Origin of the sequence: Actinomadura sp. NPDC000600 (genome assembly GCF_040492135.1) — a bacterium.
Lineage (GTDB): Bacteria > Actinomycetota > Actinomycetes > Streptosporangiales > Streptosporangiaceae > Spirillospora.
Genome location: NZ_JBEUPD010000013.1, coordinates 35,751 through 59,593 on the forward strand (window position 1 = coordinate 35,751; position 23,843 = coordinate 59,593).

Below are 23,843 nucleotides of genomic sequence, written 5' to 3' on the forward strand. Positions count from 1 at the left end.
CGCGTGCCGGCGGGCGGGCATGCGAACATATGTTCGTGTCCGGTGGCGCGACGATCCTGCATGCCGACCTGGACGCGTTCTACGCGTCGGTCGAGCAGCGCGACGACCCCGCGCTGCGGGGGCGGCCGGTGATCGTCGGAACGGGCGTGGTGCTGGCGGCGAGCTACGAGGCCAAGGCCTGCGGCGTGCGGACGGCGATGAGCGGCGGCCAGGCGCGCCGGCTGTGCCCGCGGGCCGTCGTCGTCCCGCCGCGCATGAGCGCCTACACCGCGGCGAGCAAGGCGGTCTTCGCGGTGTTCCGGGCCACGACGCCGCTGGTGGAGGGCCTGTCGATCGACGAGGCGTTCCTCGATGCCGACGGGCTGCGCCGCCCGGCGGTGGACGTCGCGGTCCGGCTCCGCCGCGAGATCGCCGAGGAGGTCGGCCTGCCGATCACGGTGGGGGTCGCGCGCACCAAGTTCCTCGCCAAGGTCGCCAGCGGCGTCGCCAAGCCCGACGGGCTGCTGGTGGTGCCGCCGGACGGCGAGCTGGAGTTCCTGCGCCCGCTGCCGGTGCGGCGGCTGTGGGGCGTCGGGCCCGCGACCGCCGCCAAGCTCGCCGGGTTCGGCGTGCGGACGGTCGGGGACGTGGCCGACATGCCGGAGTCCACGCTGGCCTCGATGCTCGGCCCGGGAGCGGGCCGCCACCTGTACGCGCTGGCGCACAACCGCGACCCCCGCCCGGTGCGGACGGGCGTGCGGCGCCGGTCGATCGGGGCGCAGCGGGCGCTCGGGCGGCGCCGGCGCACGGCGGCTGAGCTGGACGTGCTGCTCGTCGGGCTCGTCGACCGGCTCGGCGGACGGCTGCGCAAGGCCCGCCGCGTCTGCCGGACGGTCACCCTCCGGCTGCGGTTCGGCGACTTCGCCCGGGTCACGCGCTCGCACACGCTGGCCCAGGCGACCGCCGAGACGCCCATGGTCCTGGCGGCGGCGCGGGGCCTGCTCGCCGCCGCCACGCCGATGATCGAGGACCGCGGCCTGACGCTGATCGGCCTCTCGCTCGGCAACCTGCACGACGACCGCGCCGTCCAGCTCGCGCTGCCGTTCGACCAGGCGAGGGCGGTGGACGAGGCGGTCGACGGCGTCCGGGACCGGTTCGGCTCGTCCGCCATCACCCGCGGCGTGCTGCTCGGCCGCGACCAGGGCATCGCGGCGCCGCTGCCGCCCGACTGAACGAACGTGAAGGTCTTTCCGGTCTTGGCCGTCGGGGACAATGATGAGCCGACACGAGGAACCCGGACGGCCCGCGCGCCTGCGGCGGGGCGGACGGGCGGGTCGCGGCGACCGGGCCGGCGGGCGCGTCCGGAGCGCGGCCCGAGGACGAGGAGGACCGGGTTGGCTGCCGCGAAGAAGCAGGACCGGACCAGGGAGAGCAAGGTCGAGTTCTGCTACGGGCTGCTGCGGTCGCGCATCCTCGAAGGCATCTACGTTCCCGGATACCGGCTGGTCATCAACCAGCTCGCCCAGGAGGCCGGGGTCAGCACGATCCCGCTGCGGGAGGCGCTCCGCCGGCTCCAGTCCGACGGGCTGGTGGAGGTGGTGCGCAACGTCGGCGCCCGCGTCGCGGTCTTCGACGCCGAGCAGGTCGAGCACACGCTGCAGGTCCTCGCCCGGCTGGAGGGCTACGCCACCGCGATCTCCGCGCCGCGCATGACGGCCGGGCACGTCGCCGCCTCCCGCGAGATCAACGACAGGATGGCCGAGGCGCTGGAGCAGTTCGACCCGGCGGCGTTCACCGCGCTCAACCGCGAGTTCCACTTCTCGATCTACGAGCACTGCCCGGACCCGCACCTGCGCTCCCTGCTGGAGGCCGAGTGGACGCGGCTGGACCACATGCGCCGCTCGTCCTTCGGTTGCCTCCCCGGCCGCGCCCGCCGCTCCGTCGTCGAGCACGGCCGCATCCTGGACCTCATCGTCGAAGGCGGCGACCCGGCCGAGACCGAGCGCGTCGCCCGCGCCCACAGGAACGCCGCCGTCACCCTCCAAGGCGCGCACGCCGCGCCGCACGAGTGACCGGGGGCCGGCGCGCGGCGCGCGGCCGTGCCGGGTCCGGGAAAGCACGGACCGGCGCCCCGTGGGTTCGCGGTGGCAGGATGCGGACCGAGGCACCAGCATGGAAAGGATGGTCGTGGTGATTTCCGCGCCACGCAGGCGCAGGTCGCCGCCGTGGTTCGGGACGGAGACGAGGCGCGCGCTCGTCGCCGGGGCGGCGGTCGCGGGGCTGGCGCTCCTCGCGGGCTGGCCCTACTGGCGGGACCATCCGGCGGCCGCCGCGATCACGCTGGTGAGCTGCGCCGCCATCGCCGTGGTGGGCGTGCTGCTCGCGACCGGGCCGCGCACCCGCCGCACCGGGCTGCTGTTCGCGGCCGCGTCGGTGTTCTGGGCGGTCAACTGGGCCGCGAGCTGGGACGCGACCTTCGGGCCCATCATGTCGCCCTACGCGCAGGCCGACTTCTACCTCGCGCTCGCCGTCGGCGTCCTGCTCTACCCGGGCGGGCGGCTGGAGTACCTGGCCGACCGGATCTGGACGGCCATGGCGTGCGTGATCCTGTGGGGCTGCCCCACGGCGATGTGGGTCACGTCCGAGCCGGAATGGGCCGCGTTCCGGGGCGAGTCGGTCTGGTGGCCCGCCCTCTACCCCGACCTGGAGACCTTCGAGACCGTGCTGCGGGTCTCCGCCGGGCTGTACCTCTTCCTCGCCCTCGCGTTCCTCGTCGTCCTCGCGCTGCGGCTGCCGCGGATGGGGCGGATGCGGCGCCTGCTCGCGCTGCCCGTCACCGTCGCGATCGGGTTCGTCGGCGTCTCGGCGGCGCTCACCCAGAAGCCCACCATGGAGCCGTCGATCCCGCTGGACGACCTGCTGCACGTCTACGTGGTCCAGGGCGCGATCGTCGTCCTGGTCCCGCTGACCCTGCTGGCCTCGGGGCTGCGGCTGCGCATCGCCGAGCTGGCCGTCGCGGGGCGGATGCTCCGGCTGACCGCCCCGGTGTCGGTCGAACGGGTCCGCGACGCGCTGCGCGACGTCCTGCACGACCCGACGCTGGAGCTGTGGTTCTGGGCGCCGACGGAGCAGACCTACGTCGACACCGCGGGGCGTCCCGTCGACCTGGACCCGGAGGCCGACGGCGCGGAGCGCTTGGAGGACGGCGGTCCGGCGGGCGACGGAGGGCGCTGGCGGCACCGGGTGCGGGGCGCCGCCGGGGAGCCGCTCGCGGTCGTCGAGCTCGGCGGCGCGCTCCGCGACCACGGCTCCCTCGTGGAGGCCGCGCTCGTCGCGGGCGGCCGGGCACTGGAGACCGCGCGGCTGCAGGCCGGCGTGCAGGCGGGCCTGGAGCAGGTCAGGGCCGCCTACCGGCGCCTCGTCCGGGCCGAGGCCGCCGAGCGCGAACGCCTCGCCCGCGACCTGCACGACGGCGCGCAGCAGCGGCTGCTGGCGCTCGGCGCGATGCTCGGCACGCTGGAGGCCGTCACCGGCGACCCGGCGGTGAAGGAGCACGCCCGCACGTGCCGCGCCGAGCTGAAGCAGGCCCTCGCCGAGTTGCGCACGCTCGCGCGCGAGGTGCAGCCGGCGCTGCTCGTCCAGGACGGCCTCGGCCCGGCGCTGGAGGTCGTCGCCGAGCGGCTCGGCACCCGGGTGGCGCTCGACGTCACGCCGCGGCGGTTCTCCCGAGAGGTCGAGTCCACGCTTTACACCGCGCTTTGCGAGACGCTGTCGTACGCTGTCGACCTCGCCCGTGCGACCCGGATCCTCGTGCGGGTCGGCGAGGAGGACGGACGCGTCGTCGCCGAGGTCGGACTCGACGGCGCCGGCTCCGCCGATCCCGCCGCCGCACTGGCCGGTACGTCCGGCCGGATCAGGGCCCTGCGCGGTGAGGTGGAAGTCGGCGGCGGCCCCCGCGCGGGCATGACGGTAAGGATGGACCTCCCATGCGAGTAGCCGTGGCGGAGGACAGCGGGATCTTCCGGCAGGCCCTGGTCACCCTGCTCACCACGGTCGGGATCGAGGTCGTGGCGTCCGCCGGGTCCGGCGAGGAGCTGCTGGCCCGCGTCGCCGACGACCCGCCCGACGCCGCGATCCTCGACCTGCACATGCCGCCGACCTTCACCAACGAGGGCGTCGTCGCGGCGCGCCGGCTGCTGGAGCGCCACCCCGGCCTCGGCGTCCTCGTCCTGTCCGCCTTCAACGAGACCCCGCAGGCGATGGAGCTGTTCCGCGGCAGGCCGCGCGGCGTCGGGTACCTGCTGAAGGACCACGTCACGGACGTGGAGAACCTGCGTTCGGCGCTGGAGCGCGTCGTCGGCGGCGAGGTCGTCATCGACCCCGACGTGGTGACCAGGCTGGTCGAGGCGCGGCACCGCGAGCAGGAGCTGGCCCGGCTGTCGGGGCGCGAGCGGGAGGTCCTGGCGCTGATGGCGGAGGGGCACTCCAACGCCGGCATCGGGAGGCGGCTGCACCTGTCCGCCCGCACCGTCGAGGACCACGTGCGGGCCATCTTCGGCAAGCTCAAGATCACCTCGCCCGGCGGGCCGCCCGGCCCCCAGGACAGCAACAAGCGGGTGCTCGCCGTCCTGACCTGGCTGCGCGCCGCCGAGACCCGCTGACCGGTACCGGACACACCCGGCCCGCGTCACTCGCGTGCGCCCGCGTCCCGCGCATCGATCGAATAACGGACCCTCGCGTTTACGCGGCGGCGGTGGGGATACTGTCCGTGCGAGTCCGGTCGCGTCAGGTGACCCCGGTGGTGGCCCCCGCACGCCACCGCGAGACGCCGCGGGCCCGTGCACGGGTCCTCGACGCGGCCGTCCCGCCACGTGCCCATGCTCCCGGTGCCGCCCCGCGCGCACATCCGGGAAAACCCCCGTCCGGGACGGTGGTTTCCCGGGACGACACGGAAGGATCGCGGTGAGGCCCGTCCCCCGGTGGCCGCCGTGGCTCGGCGCGCGGGTCCGCCGCGCCCTCGCCGCGGGCGGGGCGGTCGCGGTCGCGGCGCTGGCCTGCGGCTGGCCGCACTGGCGCGCCCAGCCCGCCGCCGCCGCGGTCACCCTCCTGTGCTGCGGCGGGTTCGCCGTCGCGGGCGGGCTGTTCGCGGCGGGGCGGACGGCCGACCGCACCGGCGCGGCGTTCGTCGCCGCCGCCGCGGCGTGGGCCGTCACCTGGGCGGCGGCCTGGAACACCGGCGCGGCCCCGCTGGTGTCGGTGTTCGCCCAGTCGGCGTTCTTCGTCGCGATCGGCGTCGGCGTCCTGCTGTACCCGGCCGGGCGGCTGGACGGCGCCGCCGCGCGGCTGTGGACCGGCTCCGCCGCCCTGATCATGTTCGGCGGCCAGGCGCTGCTGTGCGCCGTCTCCCGGCCGGCGTGGAACGGGTTCGCGGCGTCGGCGGCGTGGCCGGCGCTGCGTCCCGAGCACGCGGTGTTCCACGACGTCCAGCGCGGGATGACCGCCGCGATGACGGTGCTGGCGGGCGCCCTGGTGGTGATCCTGACGGCCCGCCTGCCGCGCGCGGGGCGGCTGGACCGCGCGCTCGCCGTCCCCGTCGCGGTCGCCGTGACGTTCGGAGTCACCGGCGCTCTCGCGGTCCAGCACAGTCTCGTCGGCAGGGACGTGGACCTGGCGGAGGTACTGGAGGTCTACCTCTTCCAGGGCGTCTTCGCCACGGTGCTGCCGCTCGCGTTCCTCGGTACCGCGCTGCGCGCCCGGCTGGCCGAGCTGACCGTCGCCGAGCGGATGCAGCGGCTGCTCGTCGCCCCCCTCTCGGTGCCGCGCGTCCGCGACGCGCTCCGCACCGTCCTGGGCGACGACGCCCTCGACCTGTGGATGTGGGCCGACGGCGGCTACGTCGACGTGGACGGCCGCCGCATGCGCGACGCGCCCGGAGGCGCGGAGGGCCGCTGGCGGCACGAGGTCCGCACGTCCGGCGGCGAGCCACTCGCCACCGTCGACCTCGCCGCCGCGCTCCGCGACCACGGGGCGCTCGTCGACGCGGCGCTGGTCGCGGGCGGCCGCGCGCTGGAGACCGTCCGGTTGCAGGCCGCCGCGCAGGCCAACCTGGAACGGGCGCGCGAGGCGCGCGAGCGCCTGGTGCGCGTCCAGGCGGCCGAGCGCGAGCGGCTCGCCGCCGACCTGAAGCACAGCGCCCAGCAGCGGCTGCACGCGCTGGAGGAGATGCTCGCCCGGCTGGAGGACGCGGCGGCCGACCCGCGGGCCCGGGAGCAGGCCCGCACCTGCCGCCGGGAGCTGGCCGAGGCGGTCGCCGAACTGGAGGCCCTGGCCCGCGGCATGCACCCGGCCATCCTCGCCGACGCCGGGCTGGGGCCGGCGATGGAGCTGGTCGCGGCCCGCACGCCCCTGCCCGTCCGCCTCGACCTGCCCGCCGGCCGGTTCCCCCCGGAGGTCGAGTCGACCCTCTACTTCGCGCTCTGCGAGGCCCTCGCCAACGCCGTCAAGCACGCCCGCGCCGACGCGATCCACCTGACCGTCCGCCCGGGACCGGACGGGATCGCCGCCGAGGTCCGCGACGACGGCGTCGGCGGTGCCGCCCCGCGCCCGCGCGGAGGCCTGGCGGGCCTCACCGACCGCGTCGGCGCCCTGCGCGGCCGGGTCACCGTCCAGAGCCCGCCCGGCGAGGGCACCACCGTCCGCATCGTCCTCCCGTCCACCGAGACCCCGTGAGCCCTGCCGGGGCGCGGGTCTCGCGGCGCGGTCAGGAGGGGGTGTTGCGGACGATCGGGAGGAGGTAGCGGCGGGCGAAGGCGCGGGCGCCGGTGTCGTCGAGGGGGATGTGGCCGTCCGGGGTGAGGACGAGCGAGTGCGTGAGGCGGACCAGGATCTCCGCGACGACCTCGGGGTCGACGTCCGCCGGTGCGTCGCCGAGGCGCTGCGCGGTGCGCAGCCGGCCGGCCAGGTAGCCGCGGGCCGCGGCGAGCAGCGGGCCCGCCTTGACCGTGGCGTGCGGGAGGAACAGCTCGGGCTCGACGACCATGAGGCGGGTCATGAGCCGCTGCTCGCGGCTGATCCGCAGGGTCACCGCGAACCCTTCTACTATGCGCTCCTCCAGGGTGGGAAGCGCCGCGACGGCCTCGTCCAGCTCGGCGAAGAAGCGCCGCGCCTCCCGCAGCAGGACGCCGGTGACGAGGTCGCCCTTGGTGGGGAAGCGGCGGTAGATCGTGGCGCGGCCGAGGCCGGACTCGCGCGCGACGTCGTCCATGGTGGTGCGGCGCGGACCGTAGGTCTCGAAGGACCGCAGTGCGGCGTCCAGGATGCGGTCGGTCTGCGGCTCGCTCTCCGGGCCGCCGGTGAGCAGGCTCCGCAGGAGTTCGTCGTCGCTCGTCATCGTGCGGCCGACTCTAGCCGCCGCGCGCCCGCCGGGCCGCGCGTATGGCGCGGGCGGCGGCGGGGGAACCGTGCGGCGGGGCCGGCGTGGCGGCGTGGGCCAGGCGGACGCCCCGCGCGAAGAGGTCGAAACGGCGCTGGTCGAACGCCGTCCAGCGCAGGCCGAAGCGTTCGCGCAGGAGGGGCGGGAGCGCCGCGATGCCCGTCGCGCGCAGCAGCCGCGTCGGGGGGAGCGCGAGCCCCGTCCACGCGGCCCTCGGGAGCGGCCAGGACGCGGGCGGGGGCAGGGGCACGCGGTCGAGCCGCTTGAGCAGCTCGACGGTCGCGTTGCGCTCGAGCCGGTCCCGGACCATGCCGTCGAAGTAGGCGCGGAAGGCGGCCGGGCCGTCCGGTTCGTATCACCGTATGGATCCTGCGGCAAGGGCCCGGCCCGGGGAGGGGGACGGGCGGGCTCAGCGGGCGGACAGGGCGGCGAGGGCCTCTTCGGGGGTCCGGTGGGCGATGAGGTGCCGGTCCAGGCCGCTGCGCTCGATGATCGTGCGGAACCGGCGCTCCGGGCGGGCCAGGACGAGTTCGCCCCCGGACCCGTGCGCGGCCTTCCACAGCGTGATCATCGCGTTCAGTCCCGAGGAGTCGCAGAAGCTCACCCGCCCGACGTCCAGCACCACCAGCGGCGGGCCGCCCATGGCCCGCATGTCGGCGAGGACGTGCTCGCGCAGCGTGTCGGACGTCAGGAGGGTGAGCTCCCCCTCCGCCTCGACCAGCAGGCAGGGGCCGCGGATGTCGCTGTGGATCCGCAACGGGTCGATGGGGGTTCCCTCCGGCGGGTCGCCGGGGCCAAGGGGCATGGTGATCACCTTCCGTAGTCGCAAGACTGCGGAGTACCCATGAAAGGGGAGGTCATGCGGGGTTCCTGGGCGGGCCTGCCGGGGCCCGCCCGGGAACCGCCGCCGACCGCCGGGATCAGGTGACGTCGCGGCGGCGGAAGGCGGCCAGTCCGGCCGCCGCCAGGGCGGCCGCCACCGCGGTGAGCCCGGCGAGGGGGAGCGGGTCGGGGTCGCCGCCGGGCAGCTTCGGGGTGTGGGTGAACGGGGACAGGTCCATGACCGCCTGCGGGAGGCCCAGCAGCGGCCCCACCTGCCCGAGGAGCAGGAAGACGGTGAGGACGCCCCAGGCGGCGGACGTCGCGCGGGGAAGCGCCCCGAACAGCAGCACCGCCGCGGCGGCGACGACCCAGACCGCGGGGAGCTGGGCGAGCGCCGCGCCGATCTGGCGCGGGAGCTGGCCCGCCAGGTCGCCCGACCGGACTCCGTGGACCAGGCCCACGGCCAGGCCGGTGGCGGCGAGCATGACCACCGTCCCCGCGACGGTGCCGGCCAGCCCGGCGAGGGCCCAGCGGGTGCGGCCGACGGCGGTGGCGAGGACGGGCTCCAGGCGCCCGGCGCTCTCCTCCGCGCGCAGCCGCAGGACGCTCTGCACCGCGAAGGCGGCGGTGAACAGCGCCATGAGGCCCATCGCCGTGGCGAGGAACGCGTCCGCGATGTCCTGCTGCCCGCCCATCTTGCGGATGTCGTCCAGCACGGCGTCGCTGCCGTTTACCAGGTCGCCGACGCCGTCCGCGACGCCGCCGATGGCCAGCCCGTACACGAGGACTCCGGCGGACCAGCCGAGCACCGACCCGCGCTGCAGCCGCCACCACAGGGCGAGCGGGCCGCGCAGGGACGGCGGGGCGTGCGCGGGGCCGAGGGAGGGGGCGAGGATCCCGGCGCCGAGGTCGCGCCGCTCGGTCAGCAGGTAGGCGGCGGCGACCAGCACCGCGAACGCCAGGAGGGGCAGCAGGAGCACGGCCCACTGCTCTCCCGCGCACGGGCGCAGGCGCTGCGCCCAGCCGATCGGCGACAGCCACGACAGCCAGTGCGCCGAGCCCGCGTCGGCCGCGCCGCGCAGCAGGTAGGCCGCGCCGAGGACGGCGAACGCCAGGCCGTTCGCCAGCCGGGACGTCTCGGCGAGCTGGGCGGTGAGCGCCGCGACCCCGGAGAACACCAGCCCGGCGCCGAACCAGGACAGGCCGAACGCGACCGCACCGGCCGCCGGCAGTCCGAACAGGACCATGACGAGCGCGACCGCGGCCGCCAGGGTGCCGGCGGCGGTCACGGCGGTCAGGAGCGCCGCCGTGAGCGGCGCGCGGCGTCCGACGGCGGCGGCGCCGACGAGCTCCAGCCGGCCGGCCTCCTCCTCCGCGCGCGTGTGCCGGACGACCAGCAGGACGCACATGACCGCGGTGACCGCGGCGCCGGTCGCGCCGACCCGCCATGCGCTGAGCCCCGCGACGCTGCCGTCGTTCAGGACCGGCCCGTAGAGGATCCGCGTGGAGGGGTTGTCGCCGATGCCGCGCGCGAAGGTCTCGCGTGCGGCCGCCGTGCCGTACTCGTGCTTGAAGCTGTAGACGGTGCTCGCGACGAGCGCGGTCAGCGCGTAGATCCAGGCCGGCATCATGACGCGGTCGCGGCGCAGCCAGATCTTCAGCAGCATGCCGGCGCCGGTGAGCCCGCCGCCGCGGCCGGCGGCGCGCGCGGGGGCGCGCAGGGTCGTGGCGGTCATGACGCGGCCCCCCGGGCGAGGTCGTCCTCGTAGTGGCGCAGGAACAGCTCCTCGAGCGTGGGCGGCCGGCTCGTGAGGGTCCGGACGCCGATCCGGGTGAGCTCCTTGAGCGCGGCGTCCAGCTCGGAGGCGTCGACCTGGAACTCGATGGTGGTGCCGTCGATGCGGACGTCGTGCGCCCCCGGCAGCGGGACGCCGTCCGGCGCGCCGGCGAGCTCGGCGCGGATGGACGTTCGGGTCAGGTGCCGCAGCTCGTCGAGCGTCCCGGTCTCGGCCGTCCTGCCCTTGCGGATGATGGTGACGCGGTCGCAGAGCGCCTCCACCTCGCTGAGGATGTGGCTCGACAGCAGGACGGTGCGCCCGGCGCGCTTCTCGTCCCGCACGCACTCCTGGAAGACCTCCTCCATGAGCGGGTCGAGACCGGAGGTCGGCTCGTCAAGGATGAGGAGTTCCGCGTCGGACGCGAACGCCGCGACGAGGGCGACCTTCTGCCGGTTGCCCTTGGAGTAGGCGCGGCCCTTCTTCTTCGGGTCGAGCTCGAAGCGGTCGAGCAGCTCGTCGCGCCGGCCCCCGTCGAGCCCGCCGCGCAGCCGCCCGAGCAGGTCGATGACCTCGCCGCCGGACAGGTTCGGCCACAGCGTGACGTCGCCCGGGACGTAGGCGATGCGGCGGTGCAGGGCGGTGGCGTCGCGCCAGGGGGCGCCGCCGAGCAGGCTCGCGGCGCCGGAGTCGGCGCGCATCAGGCCGAGCAGGACGCGGATGGTCGTGGACTTCCCGGCGCCGTTCGGGCCGAGGAACCCGTGCACCTCTCCGGGCGCCACGCGCAGGTCGAGGCCGTCGAGCGCGCGCGTCCGGCCGAACGTCTTGACCAGGCCGTCGGCCCGGACCACGTCATTCATCGTCGTCTCCCTTGAGGCCGGCCTCGTACCGGTCCATCGCCGCGTGGGCGCGCGCGGCGAACTCCGGGTCGAGCAGCCGGTCGTCGAAGATCTCCAGGACCGCGCGGCGCAGCCGCACCGATCCCTCGGGGGTGAAGGTGTCGGCGCCGAGGACCCGGGTGAGGTGCTGGTGCAGCACCTCCATCCCGGTCGTCATCGCGACGACGGCGGCGGAGTAGGCGCGCACGTCGCGGGTGGTGGGCGTTGCGACGCCCGGCGGCGGGTCCGCGAAGTACCGCTCGGTCGTGGCGACCAGGTCGTCGAACATCCGGCTCGCCGCCTCCGAGCCGTCGACGAGCGCGCGGGCCAGGTAGCGCCGCACGGGCAGGTCCGCCTGGACGGTCGCGGCCACGAACGCGGGGTCCGCCATCGCCTCGCCGCCGGACGTCGAGCTGAGCTCGCGGACCATGTCGAGCGCGTAGGCGTCGCATGCCTCGCGCAACTCCTCCTTCGATCCGAAGTGGTGCTGGACGAGCCCCACCGAGACGCCCGCGGTCTCGGCGATCCCGCGGAACGTCGCGCCCTTCATGCCGTGCTCGGCGAACTGCAGCAGCGCCGCGTCCCGGATCCGGGCCCGCGCCGTCAGGTCCTCCGGCGCCGGGCCGCCGTCCCGGCCGGTCCTCGCCATCCGCACACCTCCAATACAAGTGTTCAAGTTCCAATATTCATGTATACCATACACGCATATTGTGATTGGCGTCGAGGGAGGCGGAGGGGGCATTGAGAGGCGAGTTAGCTTAGGCTAGCCTTACCTCGTGCCGCCCTCCGTGCTGCGACGCCCGCCGAGAAGTCCGCAACGGCGGGGCCGGGCGCGCGGCGTGCGCCTGTGGTGGACGGTCCTGCTCGCGGCGGCGCTGCCGGTGACGGTCGGGGCGAGCCTCGCGATCGGCGCCGGGCACGTCCCGCTCGCCGACGTGCTCCCCGGCGTGTTCTCCCCGGACGGCGGCTCCCGGGCGCAACTGATCGTCCATGAGCTGCGGCTGCCCCGCACCCTGCTCGGCGTCGCCGTCGGCATGGCGCTCGGGCTGGCGGGCGCGGTGATGCAGGCGCTCACCCGCAACCCGCTCGCCGAGCCGGGCCTGCTCGGCGTGAACGGCGGCGCGGCCCTCGCGGTCGTCCTCGTCATCGGCGCGTTCCGCGCGGACGACGTGCTCGTCTACGTGTGGGCGGCGTTCGCGGGCGCGGCGGGCGCGGCGGGCCTCGTCTACGTGATCGGCGCCCGGGGGCGCGGCGGCGCGTCGCCCGCGCGGCTCGTGCTCGCCGGGGCCGCCGTCAACGCCGTCTTCGGCGCGATGACGGCCGGGGTCATGCTGTTCACCCCGCACACCTTCGGCGGCTTCCGGTTCTGGCAGGTCGGCACCCTCGGCGGCCGCGACGTGCAGGTCCTCCTGCGCGTCCTGCCGTTCGTCCTGGCGGGGACGGTGCTCGCGCTGGCGCTCGCCCGCCCGCTGAACGCCCTCGGCCTGGGCGACGACGCGGGCCGCGCCCTCGGCTCCCGTCCCGGCAGGACCCGGGCGCTCGCGGCGCTCGCGGTGGTGCTGCTGTGCGGCGCCGCGACGGCGGCGGCCGGGCCGATCGCGTTCCTCGGGCTGGCCGTCCCGTTCGCCGTCCGGACGGCGGTCGGCCCGGACCAGCGGCTCGTCCTGCCCTGCTCGCTGCTGCTCGCGCCCGTCCTGCTGCTCGGCGCGGACATCATCGGCCGCGTCGTCGCGCCGGGAGAGCTGGAGACCGGCATCGTCACCGCGTTCCTCGGAGCGCCGCTGTTCGCGGTGATGGTACGGAGGGGAAGGACGCGCGAGCTGTGAGGGTCGTGCGTGCGGGCGGGATGTCGCTGCGCTGGGAGCCGCGGACGGCGGCGGTATGCGGGGTCGTCGCGGCGGTCGCGGTCTGCGCCGCCGTTCTCGTCGTCGGCTCGGGGGAGTTCCCCATCGCGCCGCCGGACGTGGTGCGCGTCCTCCTCGGCGAGGGCGACCGGGCCACCGCGTTCATCGTGACGACCCTGCGCCTGCCGCGCGCCGTCACCGGCCTGCTCGCCGGCCTCGCGCTCGGCCTCGCCGGAGCGGTCTTCCAGAGCATCTCCCGCAACCCGCTCGGCAGCCCCGACCTCATCGGCTTCACCACCGGCTCGGCCACTGGCGCGCTGCTGCAGATCCTGGTGTTCGGCGGCGGCGCCTTCGCGATCGCCGCCAGCTCGGTCGCGGGCGCGGTGCTGACCGCGCTGGCGGTGTACCTGGCCGCCTACCGCCGGGGGACCGGCGTGCACGGCATGCGGCTGGTGCTGATCGGCGTCGCGGCGGCGGCGATGCTGGAGGCGCTCAACTCCTACCTCATCACCCGCGCCGAACTGCGCGAGGCGTACGAGGCCGCGTTCTGGCTGACCGGCAGCCTGAACGGGCGCGACTGGGACCAGGCCGTCCCGCTCGCGCTCGCGCTGGCGGTGCTCGTCCCCGCGGCGCTCCTCCTGGCCCGGCCGCTCGGCATGGGGGAGCTCGGCGACGACGCCGCGCGGGCGCTCGGCGTGCCCGTCCAGCGGACCCGGGCGCTGCTGACCGTCGCCGGGGTGGGCCTCGTCGCGGCGGCGACCGCGGCGGCCGGGCCCGTCCCGTTCGTGGCGCTCGCCGCGCCGCAGCTCACCCGGCGGCTGACGCGGCGGCCCGGCGCGCAGCTGCTGCCCGCCGCGCTGACCGGGGCGGCGCTGCTCGCGAGCGCGGACCTGGTCGCGCTGCACCTGCCGGTCGCGGTGCCGGTCGGCGTCGTCACCGGCGTCCTCGGCGGGGGCTACCTGGCCTGGCTGCTGGCCTCCGCCGGCCGGCGTTGACGGAGAGATCCCATTTAATTAGGTTAGCCTTACCTAATTTGAAGGGAGTTCCGTGCTGACCTGGGATGAGCTCCACGCCGCGCTGGCCGAGGTGCTGGGCGAGCGCGCGGAGGCGGACGACAACCTCATCGAGCTGGGCATGGACTCGATCCGGCTCATGCAGCTCACCGGCCGGCTCCGGCGCCGCGGCATCGAGATCCGCTTCGCCGAGCTGGCCGGACGTCCGACGCTCGCCGGGTGGTGGGACCTGCTCGCCGACAAGGGCCAGGTCGAGGCGGCGGCGGGACCCCTCCCGGACGTCGGCGCGGACGCCGTCGAACCGGACGGCCCCTTCCCGCTCGGGCTCATGCAGCACGCGTACTGGATCGGCCGCGACTCCGGCCAGGAGCTCGGCTCCGTCGCCGCCCACCTGTACGTCGAGCTGGACGGGCGCCCGATCGACCCGTCCCGCTTCGAGTCGGCCGTGGGCGCGCTGGCGAGGCGGCACCCGATGCTGCGCGCCGCCGTCCGCGACGACGGCACGCAGCGGATCCTCCCCGAGCGTCCCGGGCCGCTCGTCACCGTCCACGACCTGCGCTCGTCGGACGACCCCGGCGCCGAGCTGGAGCGCGTCCGGGACGAGATGTCGCGGCAGCGGCTCCCCATCGAGGACGGCCGCGTCTTCGACGCCCGGCTGAGCCTCCTCCCCGGCGGCGCCGCGCGCCTCCACCTGGACGTCGACATGGTCGCCGCCGACGCGATGAGCTACCGCGTCATGCTCGCCGACCTCGCGGCGCTGTACGAGGGCGAGGCGCTCGCGCCGATCCGCTACGGCTACGCGCGCTACCTCGCCGACGACCCCCGCGCCGAGGCCCGCGCCGCGGACCGCCGCTGGTGGGCCGACCGGCTCGCCGGCCTGCCCGGGCCGCCGGAGCTGCCGGTCGTCCCGGAGCCGGGGGACCGCGTCGAGCGCCGGCACCACTGGCTGCCGCCGGCGGACAAGGACCGCTTCATCGCCCGCGCGCACGCCGAGGGGGTCACGCCCGCCATGGCGCTGGCCGCCGTGTTCGCCGAGGTGATCGGGGCCTGGTCGGCGGCGCCGCGGTTCCTGCTGAACCTGCCGCTGTTCCACCGCGAGCCCGTCCACCCCGACGTCGACAAGGTCGTCGGCGACTTCACCGGGTCCGTCCTGCTGGAGGCCGACCTCACCGAGGACCTCCCGTTCGTCGCCCGCGCCCGCGCACTGCAGGCGAACCTGCACACGGCGGGCGCGCATGGCGACTACTCGGGTCTGGAGGTGCTGCGCGACCTGTCGCGGCTCCGCGGCGAGCAGGTGCTGGCCCCGATCGTCTACACCAGCGCCCTGAATCTCGGGGAGCTGTTCGGCGACCGCGTCCGCGAGCTGTTCGGCGAACCCGCGTGGATCATCTCGCAGGGCCCGCAGGTGCTGCTGGACGCGCAGGTGACCGAGGTGTCCGGCGGCCTGCTGCTGAACTGGGACGTGCGCCTGCCCGCGTTCCCGGACGGCGTCGCCGAGGCGATGTTCGGCGCCTACACCGCCGCGATCACCCGCCTCGCCGCCCCCGGCGCCGACTGGGACGCGCCCCTCGGCATCGCCGCCCCGCCCGCCCAGCTCCGCGTCAGGCACAGGCTGAACGCCACGCCCGCCCCCCCGCAACGCACGCTGACCGAGGGGTTCTTCGCGCACGCCGCCCGCCGGCGGGACGCGCCCGCCCTGCACTGGGGCGACGACGGGACGATGACCTACGGCGAGCTCGCCGACCGCGCCCTGCGGATCGCCTCGGCGCTGGCGGCCGAAGGCGTCCGCCCCGGCGACCGGGTCTCGATCGAGCTCCCGAAAGGACCGGACCAGGCGGCCGCCGCGCTCGGGGTGCTCGCGGCCGGCGCCGCCTACGTCCCGATCGGTCCCGAGCAGCCGGACGCGCGGCGCGCCCGGATCCGCGCGGGCGCCCGCGTCGCCGCCTCGCTCACTCCGGGCCGCGTCGCGGGCCGCGAGCCGCTGGCGGCACCGGTCGCCGCGCGCCCCGACCAGGTCGCCTACGTGCTGTTCACCTCCGGGTCGACGGGGGAGCCCAAGGGCGTGGAGGTCTCCCACGGCGCGGCGATGAACACCATCGGCGACCTGGTCGAGCGGTTCGCGATCGGGGAGGACGACGCCACGTTCGCGGTGTCGGCGCTCGACTTCGACCTGTCGGTGTTCGACCTGTTCGCCGCCTGGCACGCGGGCGGCGCGGTCGTCCTCCCGGAGGAGGACGAGCGGCGCGACGCCGCCCGGTGGGGCGAGCTGCTGCGGCGCTGGTCGGTGACCGTCCTGAACTGCGTCCCGTCCGTCCTGGAGATGCTGCTGCGCGCCGGCCCGGCGGAGAGCCTGCGGCTCGTCCTGCTCGGCGGGGACTGGGTGGGGACGCACCTGCCCGGGCTCCTGCGGGAACGCGCGCCGGGCTGCCGCTTCGCGGCGCTCGGCGGGACGACCGAGACGGCGATCCACTCGACGGTGCAGGAGGTCGCGGGCGAGGTCCCGGCCGACTGGCACGCCGTCCCGTACGGGGTGCCGCTGCGCGGGGTCGCGTGCCGGGTGGTGGACGTGCTGGGCCGCGACCGCCCCGACCGGGTCGCCGGTGAGCTGTGGATCGGCGGCGCCGGCGTCGCGGACGGCTATGCCGGCGACCCCGACCGGACGGCCGACCGGTTCGTCGTCCACGAGGGGGTGCGCTGGTACCGGACCGGCGACCTGGCCCGCTACCGCCCGGACGGGACCATCGAGTTCCTCGGCCGCCGCGACCACCAGGTCAAGGTGCGCGGCTTCCGGATCGAGCTCGGCGAGGTCGAGGCCGCGCTGCGCGACCATCCCGCCGTGGAGCGCGCCGCCGCGCTCCTCGCCGGCGGCCGACTCGCCGCCGCCGTGGCGGCGCCCGCCGGGACCGACCGGGACGCGGTCCTCGCCCGCGTCCGCGACCTGCTGCCCCCGCACATGGTCCCGGAACTGCTCGTGCGCGTGGACGACCTGCCGCTCACCGCCAATGGCAAGGTCGACCGCGAGGCCCTCACGGCCCTCGCCTCCGCCGAGGCCGGCGAGGCGGCCGCGGACCACGCCGAGCCGGAGACGGCCCTGGAGAAGGTGCTGGCCCGGATCGTCGCCGAGGTGCTGGGGAGGGAACGCGTCGGCGCGGACGCCGACTTCTTCGCACTCGGCGGCGACTCCGTCCTCGCCACCACCGTGCTCGCGCGGCTGCGCGAGGCGCTCGACACGACGGCGCTGCCGGTCCGCGTCCTGTTCGCCGAGCGGACGGTCGCGCGGATCTGCCGCCGGTTCACCGAACTGGAGGAGACGCCGGGACGCCTGGAGGCGGTCGCCGCCATCTGGCTGGAGGTCGAGGCCATGACCGAGGAGGAGCTCACCGCTCGCCTCGGGTGAGCCCGGTCAGGGTCAGCCGGGCTCGGGCTCCGGCCGCAGCGTCGCGGTCCGGAGCCCGGTGAGCGTCAGGGCCAGCGCCAGCGCGAGGACGGCGCTGACCGTCCCGTAGAGGACGATGGCGGCGCCCGGGGCGAGGTACCGGCCGAGCGCTCCCGCGCCGAGCGACCCGACCGCGCCGCCGCCCGTCTCCTGCGCCGACCACAGCGCGTTCACCCGCCCGAGATGCGAGTCGGGCGTATGGGACTGGATCAGCCCGTACCGGAGGATCTCCTCGACCGACTGGACGAACCCGTACACGAACAGGATCGCCACGGCGAGCGCCGGGTGGCGGGCCAGGCCGAGGCACGCGAGCGCGACGAAACCGGAGACGGAGGCGGCGAGCAGTGCCAGGCCCGGCGTCCGGGCCCGCCCGGCCCAGCCGCTCGTCAGAGAGGCCAGGACGGCGCCGCAGGCCGGCGCCGCGAACAGGAGCCCGACCGTGGCGGCGCCGCCGTCCAGGCTCCGGCTCGCGAACGCCGGCATCAGGACGGGGACACCGCCCGCGACCATGAACAGCAGCCCGAGGAGCATCAGCGAGCCGACGACCTTATGCGAGGCGACGAAGCGAAACCCGTTCCAGACGGCCTTCAGCGGGTCGGCTTCCGTGCTCGCCGCCTCGGGCTTGAGGCGCGGCAGGCCGGTCAGCAGCCCGAGGGTGCCGAGCGTCCCGGCGGCCGCCGCCGCGTAGTTCCAGCCCACGCCGAACGCCGACACCACGAGCCCGCCGAGCGCGGGGGAGGCCATCGACCCGAGCCGGACGGTCAGCGCGTTGAGCGCCCCCGCCGCGACGAGCTTGTCCGGCGCGACCAGCGCCGGCGTCGCGGCCAGCAGCGCGGTGATGCTGACGCCGGTCATCAGCCCGTCCCACGCCGCCAGCAGGTACAGGGCCGCCAGCGAGGGGGAGGGCAGGAAGGCGTTGACCGCCAGCAGGAGGAAGCCGATCCCGGCCGCCGCGCGCGCCCGCAGCATCAGCCGGCGCCGGTCGTGCCGGTCGGCCAGCACCCCGCCCCACAGGAACCCGGCGAGCAGCGCGAGCCCCTCGGCGGCGGAGACCCCGCCTACATGCGCGGTGGACCCGGTGAGGCCGTACACCTGCACCGGAATGGCCACCGCAAGCATGCCGATCCCGAAGACCGAGACGGTGCGGGCGACGAACACGTTGCGGAACGGCCGGCTGTCGCGCAGCGGCCCGACGTCGATGACCAGTCGCCGGAGCATCCTCGGGGTTCTCCTCTGCCGATCGAGTAGCTAAGGTTAGGCTAACCTAAATTGATCGTGAGGAAGAGGAGCCGTGCAGCGGACGCTGATGAACGGGAAGATCCACCGGGCGACCGTCACCCAGGCGGGCCCGCGCCACGTGGGCTCGCCGACGATCGACGCCGACCCGTCCGAGCCCGCCCCCGGCGCGCCCGCCCAGCTCGCGGGGCGGTGAGCGTGGACGGCTTCACCCCCTGGCCGGCCGACCTCGAAGCCCGCTACACGGCCGAGGGCCACTGGACCGACCGCCTCCTCGGCGACGTCCTGCGCGGCGACCCGGCGGCACCCGCACTGGTCGCGGGCGCCGACCGCCTCACCTACGCCGACCTGGACGCCCGCGCCGCCCGCACCGCCGCCGGCCTCCTCGCCCTCGGCCTCCGCCGCGGAGACCGCGTCGTCGTCCAGCTTCCGAACACCGCGGGCTTCGTCGTCGCGTTCCTCGCCCTCGTCCGGATCGGCGCCGCCCCCGTCCTGGCGCTCCCCGCGCACCGCGAGAGCGAGATCCGCTACCTGTGCGAGCTGTCCGAGGCCCGCGCCTACATCTGCGCCGACCGCGACGGCGACTTCGACTACCGCGACCTGGCCCGCACGCTCCCCGTGGAACACGTGATCGTCGAAGGCGAGGCCGAGGAGTTCGTGCCGCTCGCCTCCGTCGACGCCGAACCGGTGTCGGTGCCTTCTCCCGCGCCGTCCGACGTGGGCGTCCTCCTCCTCTCCGGCGGCACCACCGGCCTCCCCAAGCTGATCCCCCGGACGCACCGCGACTACGTCTACAACCTGGAGGCCAGCGCGGAGCTCTGCGGCTTCGGCCGCGACACCGTCTACCTGGTCGTCCTCCCGGCCGCGCACAACTTCGCCCTGGCCTGCCCCGGCATCCTCGGCGTCTTCGCCACGGGCGGCACGGTCGTCCTCTCGCCCTCCGGCGCCCCGGACGAGGCGTTCCCGCTCATCGAACGCGAGCGCGCCACGGTCTGCGCGGTCGTCCCTCCGATCGCCCTCCTCTGGCTGGACGCGGTGACCTGGTCGGACGAGGACCTGTCGTCCCTCGAACTCCTCCAGGTGGGCGGCGCCAAGTTCGCCGCCGAACGCGCGGCGGAGGTGCCGGACGCGCTCGGCTGCCAGGTCCAGCAGGTCTTCGGCATGGCCGAGGGCCTCCTGAACTACACCCGCCTGGACGACCCCCGCGACCTGATCGAACGAACCCAGGGCCGCCCCCTCTCCCCGGCCGACGAGATCCGCATCGTCGACGAGGACGGCAAGCAGGTCGCCCCCGGGGAAGTGGGCGAACTCCTGACCCGAGGCCCCTACACGCTGCGCGGCTACTACCGCGCCCCCGAACACAACGCCCGCTCCTTCACCCGGGACGGTTTCTACCGCACGGGCGACCTCGTCAGGCGGCTGCCGTCCGGCCACCTCATCGTCGAGGGCCGCGAGAAGGACCAGATCAACCGGGGCGGCGACAAGATCTCCGCCGCGGAGCTGGAGAACCACCTCCTGGTCCACCCGGCGGTCCACGACGCCGCCGTGGTCGGCCTTCCCGATCCGGTCATGGGCGAGCGCACCTGCGCCTTCCTCATCGTCAGGGAGGGGGAGAAGGCCCCCGGGCTGCGCGAGGCCAAGGAGTTCCTGCGCGCCCGCGGCGTCGCCGCCTACAAGTTCCCCGACCGCCTGGAGACCGTCGCCGCGTTCCCCCGGACGCCGGTCGGCAAGATCAGCAAGAAGGCGCTCGCCGCCCGCCTCCGGTGAGACCGTCGCCGTTTCGTCGACGGCTGTTCACCGTTTCCCGCGAACGCGGCCGACCGGCGCGGCATCCTAATAGACGATCATGTTTATTAGGATGAGGAGACGTCTGTGGCCCCCGAACCACTGGGACCCGGTGATCCGACCAGGCTCGGCGACTACCTTCTCGCGGGGCGGCTCGGCACCGGCGGGCAGGGCGTCGTCTACGAGGGGTACGGGCCGGACGGCGCCCGGGTCGCGGTCAAGACGCTGCACGGCGACCACTCCGGCGCGCAGCGCGACCTGTTCGTCCGCGAGATCGAGGCGGTGCGGCGCGTCTCGCAGTTCTGCACGGCGCGGGTCCTCGCCGTCGACCTGGACCATGCGCCCCCGTACGTCGTCAGCGAGTACGTCGCGGGCCCGACCCTCCAGCAGGCGGTGGAGGAGGACGGCCCCTACAAGTCGGACGACCTGTACCGGCTGGCGGTCGGGATCGCGACCGCGCTGACCACCGTCCACCGGGCGGGTGTCGTCCACCGCGACCTGAAGCCCGCGAACGTGCTGCTGGGACCCGACGGCCCCCGCGTCATCGACTTCGGCATCGCCCGCACCGAGGACATGGAGCAGAGCGCGACCGGGATGAAGGGCACGCCCCGGTACATGCCGCCCGAGGTGTTCCGGGGGAAGAGCCCCGGGCCCGCCGTGGACATCTGGGCCTGGGGCGCCACGGTCCTGTTCGCCGCGTCCGGCCGCGCGCCCTTCGGCGGCGAGACCCTCCCCAAGCTCATGCACTCGGTCCTGAACACCGAACCGGACACCTCCGCCGTCCCCGAGCGGCTGCGCTCCATGGTCGAGGCCGCGCTGGCCAAGGACCCCGACCGGCGCCCGGACGCGCCGGGCCTGCTCCTCGGCCTGCTCGGCGGGCGACCCGACGCCGACCTCCTGGAACAGGGCGAACGGGAGGCCCGGGCCGTCCGCATGCCCAAGGCCGCGCCCCCTGCCCTGGGCGAGCGCGCCGAGGCGGTGATGCGGAGCCTCGACCCGGCGGCGCAGCAGGCCGTCCCGCAGATCCTGCTGCGGATGGCGGCGGCCGTGGACGACCTCGTCCGCCCGGCGGCGCGCGCCGAGTTCAGCGACGGCCGCACGCCGGAGCCCGTGATCGACGCCGTCCTGTCCGCCTTCACGGGGGCGGGGCTGCTCACCTGGGACGGGCAGCGCTTCACCCTCGCCTCACCGGCTTTGCTGCGCGCCTGGCCGCGGCTGCGCGACTGGGCCGCCGCCGAACGGCCGGGCCTGGACGTCCACCAGGAGCTCGCCGAGGGCGCGCGGCTGTGGGACGAGCACGGCCGCAAGGCCGGCGACCTCCTCCAGGGGACCTGGCTCGAACGGGCGATGACCTGGGCCGTGGGCGGCGGCCGCGCGCTGCGGCCGAACACGCTGGAGCAGGCGTTCCTGGACGCCGGGCGCGCGGCGGTCCGCCGCCGGTCCACCGCGCGGACGGCGGTCTCCGGGGTCCTCGCCGTCCTGCTGCTGGTGACGCTCGTCGCGGGCGTGCTCGTCTTCCAGCAGGGCCGCACCGTGGCGCGGCAGCGCGACGACGCCGAGGCGCGGCGCCTCGCGGCCGTGGCGATGGCCGTCCGCAAGTCCGACCCGAGGACGGCTCGCAGGCTGGCCATCGCCGCCGGCTCCCTCTCCGACACGAAGGAGACGAGGGAGGCGCTGGTCGCGCTGCGGTACCAGTGGGAGAGCGACGTCTTCATGCCGCCCGGCGTGAGCGCGACGACCCGGCGCCAGCCGTCTCCGAACGGGCGCGTCCTCGCCGTCGTGGACGCCGGAAAGGCCAGCCTCTGGAACATCGACACCCACGCCGAGCTGCACGAATTCGGGATGACCGGAGCCGGCGCCGTGGACCTCGTCGTAACCGACGACGCGCGCACCATGGTCACCTGGGCGGACGACGGAACGGCCCGCGTCTGGGACACCTCGTCCGGCAAGGAGCGAGGCAGGCTGCCCATCGGCAGGATCGGCGCCAACGCGACGGTCTTCGACGGCATCGACCTGAGCCCGTCCGGGCACCTCCTGCTCGCCGGCGACCGCGACGCCCGCACCGTCTGGGACCTGCGCACTCTCCGGCAGGTCCCGCTGAGCTGGACGCGCCCGAAGGGCGGCGCCGAGATCCTCGCGGCCGACGCGGGCGACCAGATCGTCGCGGGCGTCACGCCCCAGGGCGCGGTGCACGTCGACCAGCTGGCGGCCAGGACGGCGATCGCGCTGCCCCGCCTCAACCGGGCGCTCAAGGGCCGGTACGTCAGCGCGGCCAAAGTGAGCCCGGACGGCTCGCTGCTCGCCGTGGCGCACGCCCCGGCCACGGGCAAGGAGACCGAGATCCTGGTCTGGAAGCTGGGCGCGGACGAGCCGTTCGCCAGGCTCGGGCCGGCCAAGACGCTCTCCAGCCTGGCCTTCAGCCAGGACGGCCGCTACCTGGCGCAGGCGAGGACCTTGTGGCGGCTCCAGTACGGCGGCGCCAACCAGTCCGCGCCCGCGCAGCCTGTCGTCCGCTACGCGCCGTCCGCCGACTGCGCCCTGGTCCGCTTCGTCGAGAACCGCGCGCTCCGCTGCATCGAGCCGGCGACCGGCCAGGTGTCGTCCCTCGACATCAGCACATTCGTGAGCACCCAGGTCGTCCAGGGCAGCGGCCTGTTCCAGCAGTTGGCCATGTCCGCGGACGCCTCCACGATGGCGTACCGCAGCGGAGCCAAGGTCCCCTTCTGGGACGTGCGGCGGAAGCGGGCCGCCAACGGCGGGTTCAACCTCGCGTCCGACTACGAGTACTCCGGCAACGGCAACGACCTGGCCATCAGCGCCAACGGCGCCCGGCTGGCCATCTACAAGAACGCCCGCACGGTCACCGTCACCGACGCCGGGAAGTACACGAAGCTCGGCGATGTGACGCTGCCGCAGCCCACCGACGCGATCCAGGCCATGGCGCTCTCCCCGGACGGCCGAGGCCTGGCGCTCCTGGTCCGCCGCGGCACCGCCAGAGAACTCCAGTTCTGGGATCTGAAGACATTCCGGCAGATCCGCGCGCTGCCGTCGTCCGCCGACAGCTTCGTCAAACGGATCGTGTTCCGCCCGGACGGAAAGGCCGTGATGACGGACGGCCAGTCCGGCCTGATCGAGTACCCGTCCGGCCGGGTCCTCGCCCGAACCGACGACACGTCCCTCCTCACCGTCCTCGCCATGAGCCGCGACGGACACACGATCGTGAGCGCCGAGGGAGCCGAGACGGACCAGAAGGTCCTCCTCACCGACGGCAGGACGCTCCGCTCGCGCGGCCTGGTCCTGCGCGGCCACAAGAGCTACGTCAGGGCCGCCGCGCTCTCCCCGGACGGCACCCTGCTCGCCACCGGCGACGAGCTGGGCCAGATCCGCCTATGGGAGGTCGAATCCGGCCGCCCGTACGCGCTCCCCCTGACCGGCCACCAGACCGCCATCGGCGCCCTGGCGTTCTCCGAAGACGGAAGAACCCTCACCAGCGCCGCCGAGGCCGGCACCGTCCTGACCCACGACCTGGCCCCCGCCCTGACGAAGGCGGCCCTCTGCCAGAACACCACCGGCGGCCTGACAGAAAAGGAATGGCGCCAAGCCCTCCCCGCATTGGACTACCGCCCCACCTGCCCCCGATGAG

Annotated in this window: 16 protein-coding genes and 2 pseudogenes; 11 read left to right on the forward strand and 7 right to left on the reverse strand. The window is 75.3% G+C overall.

The window, feature by feature from the left end:
- The first annotated feature begins 35 nt into the window (after window positions 1–35).
- The 5 genes from dinB to ABWI07_RS20120 all read left to right on the forward strand — a co-directional run bounded on the left by dinB (window position 36) and on the right by ABWI07_RS20120 (window position 6,708).
- The gene (gene dinB / locus ABWI07_RS20100) at window positions 36–1,211 is read left to right on the forward strand and encodes a DNA polymerase IV (protein ID WP_353819457.1); all 1,176 of its coding nucleotides are present in this window, start codon (window positions 36–38) and stop codon (window positions 1,209–1,211) included.
- Window positions 1,212–1,373: 162 nt separating this feature from the next.
- The gene (locus tag ABWI07_RS20105) at window positions 1,374–2,051 is read left to right on the forward strand and encodes a GntR family transcriptional regulator (protein WP_353819458.1); all 678 of its coding nucleotides are present in this window, start codon (window positions 1,374–1,376) and stop codon (window positions 2,049–2,051) included.
- Window positions 2,052–2,169: 118 nt separating this feature from the next.
- Complete coding sequence (locus ABWI07_RS20110) at window positions 2,170–3,975, forward strand: sensor histidine kinase (protein ID WP_149258742.1); 1,806 nt, start codon at window positions 2,170–2,172, stop codon at window positions 3,973–3,975.
- A complete protein-coding gene (locus ABWI07_RS20115) occupies window positions 3,966–4,640 on the forward strand; it encodes a response regulator transcription factor (protein WP_149258741.1) in 675 nt (224 codons plus the stop codon). The genes ABWI07_RS20110 and ABWI07_RS20115 overlap by 10 nt, the downstream gene beginning before the upstream one ends.
- A 301-nt stretch (window positions 4,641–4,941) precedes the next feature.
- The gene (locus ABWI07_RS20120) at window positions 4,942–6,708 is read left to right on the forward strand and encodes a sensor histidine kinase (protein ID WP_353819459.1); all 1,767 of its coding nucleotides are present in this window, start codon (window positions 4,942–4,944) and stop codon (window positions 6,706–6,708) included.
- Between the two features lie 31 nt (window positions 6,709–6,739).
- Here ABWI07_RS20120 and ABWI07_RS20125 read toward each other — a convergent pair whose 3' ends face one another.
- From ABWI07_RS20125 to ABWI07_RS20150, 6 genes and pseudogenes are all read right to left on the reverse strand, one after another.
- Window positions 6,740–7,369: a TetR/AcrR family transcriptional regulator gene (locus ABWI07_RS20125; RefSeq protein WP_149258739.1), complete on the reverse strand. Its 630-nt coding sequence runs from the start codon at window positions 7,367–7,369 to the stop codon at window positions 6,740–6,742.
- A 13-nt stretch (window positions 7,370–7,382) separates the two neighbouring features.
- Window positions 7,383–7,742 (reverse strand): annotated as a pseudogene (locus ABWI07_RS20130) (oxygenase MpaB family protein); the annotation flags it as partial.
- Window positions 7,743–7,820: 78 nt separating this feature from the next.
- Window positions 7,821–8,216 carry an STAS domain-containing protein gene (locus tag ABWI07_RS20135; RefSeq protein ID WP_353819460.1) on the reverse strand — a complete coding sequence of 132 codons (396 nt, stop codon included), beginning with the start codon at window positions 8,214–8,216 and terminating at the stop codon, window positions 7,821–7,823.
- A 115-nt stretch (window positions 8,217–8,331) separates the two neighbouring features.
- Window positions 8,332–9,969 (reverse strand): ABC transporter permease, encoded by a 1,638-nt coding sequence (locus ABWI07_RS20140; RefSeq protein ID WP_353819461.1) that lies wholly within the window; start codon window positions 9,967–9,969, stop codon window positions 8,332–8,334.
- Complete coding sequence (locus ABWI07_RS20145) at window positions 9,966–10,868, reverse strand: ABC transporter ATP-binding protein (RefSeq protein WP_353819462.1); 903 nt, start codon at window positions 10,866–10,868, stop codon at window positions 9,966–9,968. Before ABWI07_RS20145 ends, ABWI07_RS20140 begins: the two co-directional genes overlap by 4 nt.
- Window positions 10,861–11,535 carry a TetR/AcrR family transcriptional regulator gene (locus ABWI07_RS20150; RefSeq protein WP_235036707.1) on the reverse strand — a complete coding sequence of 225 codons (675 nt, stop codon included), beginning with the start codon at window positions 11,533–11,535 and terminating at the stop codon, window positions 10,861–10,863. The genes ABWI07_RS20145 and ABWI07_RS20150 overlap by 8 nt, the downstream gene beginning before the upstream one ends.
- A 190-nt stretch (window positions 11,536–11,725) precedes the next feature.
- Here ABWI07_RS20150 and ABWI07_RS20155 point away from each other — a divergent pair, with 190 nt between their 5' ends.
- Genes ABWI07_RS20155 through ABWI07_RS20165 form a run of 3 tightly spaced genes read left to right on the forward strand, consistent with a single transcriptional unit; the run spans window position 11,726 to window position 17,140 of the window.
- On the forward strand, window positions 11,726–12,712 hold the full coding sequence (locus ABWI07_RS20155; protein WP_353819463.1) for a FecCD family ABC transporter permease: 987 nt from the start codon (window positions 11,726–11,728) through the stop codon (window positions 12,710–12,712).
- Window positions 12,709–13,725: a FecCD family ABC transporter permease gene (locus ABWI07_RS20160; protein WP_235036706.1), complete on the forward strand. Its 1,017-nt coding sequence runs from the start codon at window positions 12,709–12,711 to the stop codon at window positions 13,723–13,725. The genes ABWI07_RS20155 and ABWI07_RS20160 overlap by 4 nt, the downstream gene beginning before the upstream one ends.
- Before the next feature lie 52 nt (window positions 13,726–13,777).
- Complete coding sequence (locus ABWI07_RS20165; RefSeq protein ID WP_353819464.1) at window positions 13,778–17,140, forward strand: non-ribosomal peptide synthetase; 3,363 nt, start codon at window positions 13,778–13,780, stop codon at window positions 17,138–17,140.
- Window positions 17,141–17,152: 12 nt separating this feature from the next.
- Here ABWI07_RS20165 and entS read toward each other — a convergent pair whose 3' ends face one another.
- A complete protein-coding gene (entS, locus tag ABWI07_RS20170; protein WP_353819465.1) occupies window positions 17,153–18,397 on the reverse strand; it encodes an enterobactin transporter EntS in 1,245 nt (414 codons plus the stop codon).
- Window positions 18,398–18,470: 73 nt separating this feature from the next.
- Between entS and ABWI07_RS20175 the strand changes: the two are divergent.
- The 3 genes and pseudogenes from ABWI07_RS20175 to ABWI07_RS20185 all read left to right on the forward strand — a co-directional run.
- A pseudogene (locus tag ABWI07_RS20175) lies at window positions 18,471–18,578 on the forward strand (aspartate 1-decarboxylase); the annotation flags it as partial.
- A gap of 35 nt (window positions 18,579–18,613) precedes the next feature.
- Window positions 18,614–20,182 carry a (2,3-dihydroxybenzoyl)adenylate synthase gene (locus ABWI07_RS20180; protein WP_353819466.1) on the forward strand — a complete coding sequence of 523 codons (1,569 nt, stop codon included), beginning with the start codon at window positions 18,614–18,616 and terminating at the stop codon, window positions 20,180–20,182.
- A gap of 105 nt (window positions 20,183–20,287) precedes the next feature.
- A complete protein-coding gene (locus ABWI07_RS20185) occupies window positions 20,288–23,842 on the forward strand; it encodes a serine/threonine-protein kinase (protein ID WP_353819467.1) in 3,555 nt (1,184 codons plus the stop codon).
- The last annotated feature ends 1 nt before the right edge of the window (window position 23,843 follow it).

Coding starts and splice junctions, on each gene's coding strand:
- ABWI07_RS20115 (WP_149258741.1), top strand. CDS start 3,966: ATGCGAGTAGCCGTGGCGGAGGACAGCGGGATCTTCCGGCAGGCCCTG.
- ABWI07_RS20125 (WP_149258739.1), bottom strand. CDS start 7,369: ATGACGAGCGACGACGAACTCCTGCGGAGCCTGCTCACCGGCGGCCCG.
- ABWI07_RS20135 (WP_353819460.1), bottom strand. CDS start 8,216: ATGCCCCTTGGCCCCGGCGACCCGCCGGAGGGAACCCCCATCGACCCG.
- ABWI07_RS20140 (WP_353819461.1), bottom strand. CDS start 9,969: ATGACCGCCACGACCCTGCGCGCCCCCGCGCGCGCCGCCGGCCGCGGC.
- ABWI07_RS20145 (WP_353819462.1), bottom strand. CDS start 10,868: ATGAATGACGTGGTCCGGGCCGACGGCCTGGTCAAGACGTTCGGCCGG.
- ABWI07_RS20150 (WP_235036707.1), bottom strand. CDS start 11,535: ATGGCGAGGACCGGCCGGGACGGCGGCCCGGCGCCGGAGGACCTGACG.
- entS (WP_353819465.1), bottom strand. CDS start 18,397: ATGCTCCGGCGACTGGTCATCGACGTCGGGCCGCTGCGCGACAGCCGG.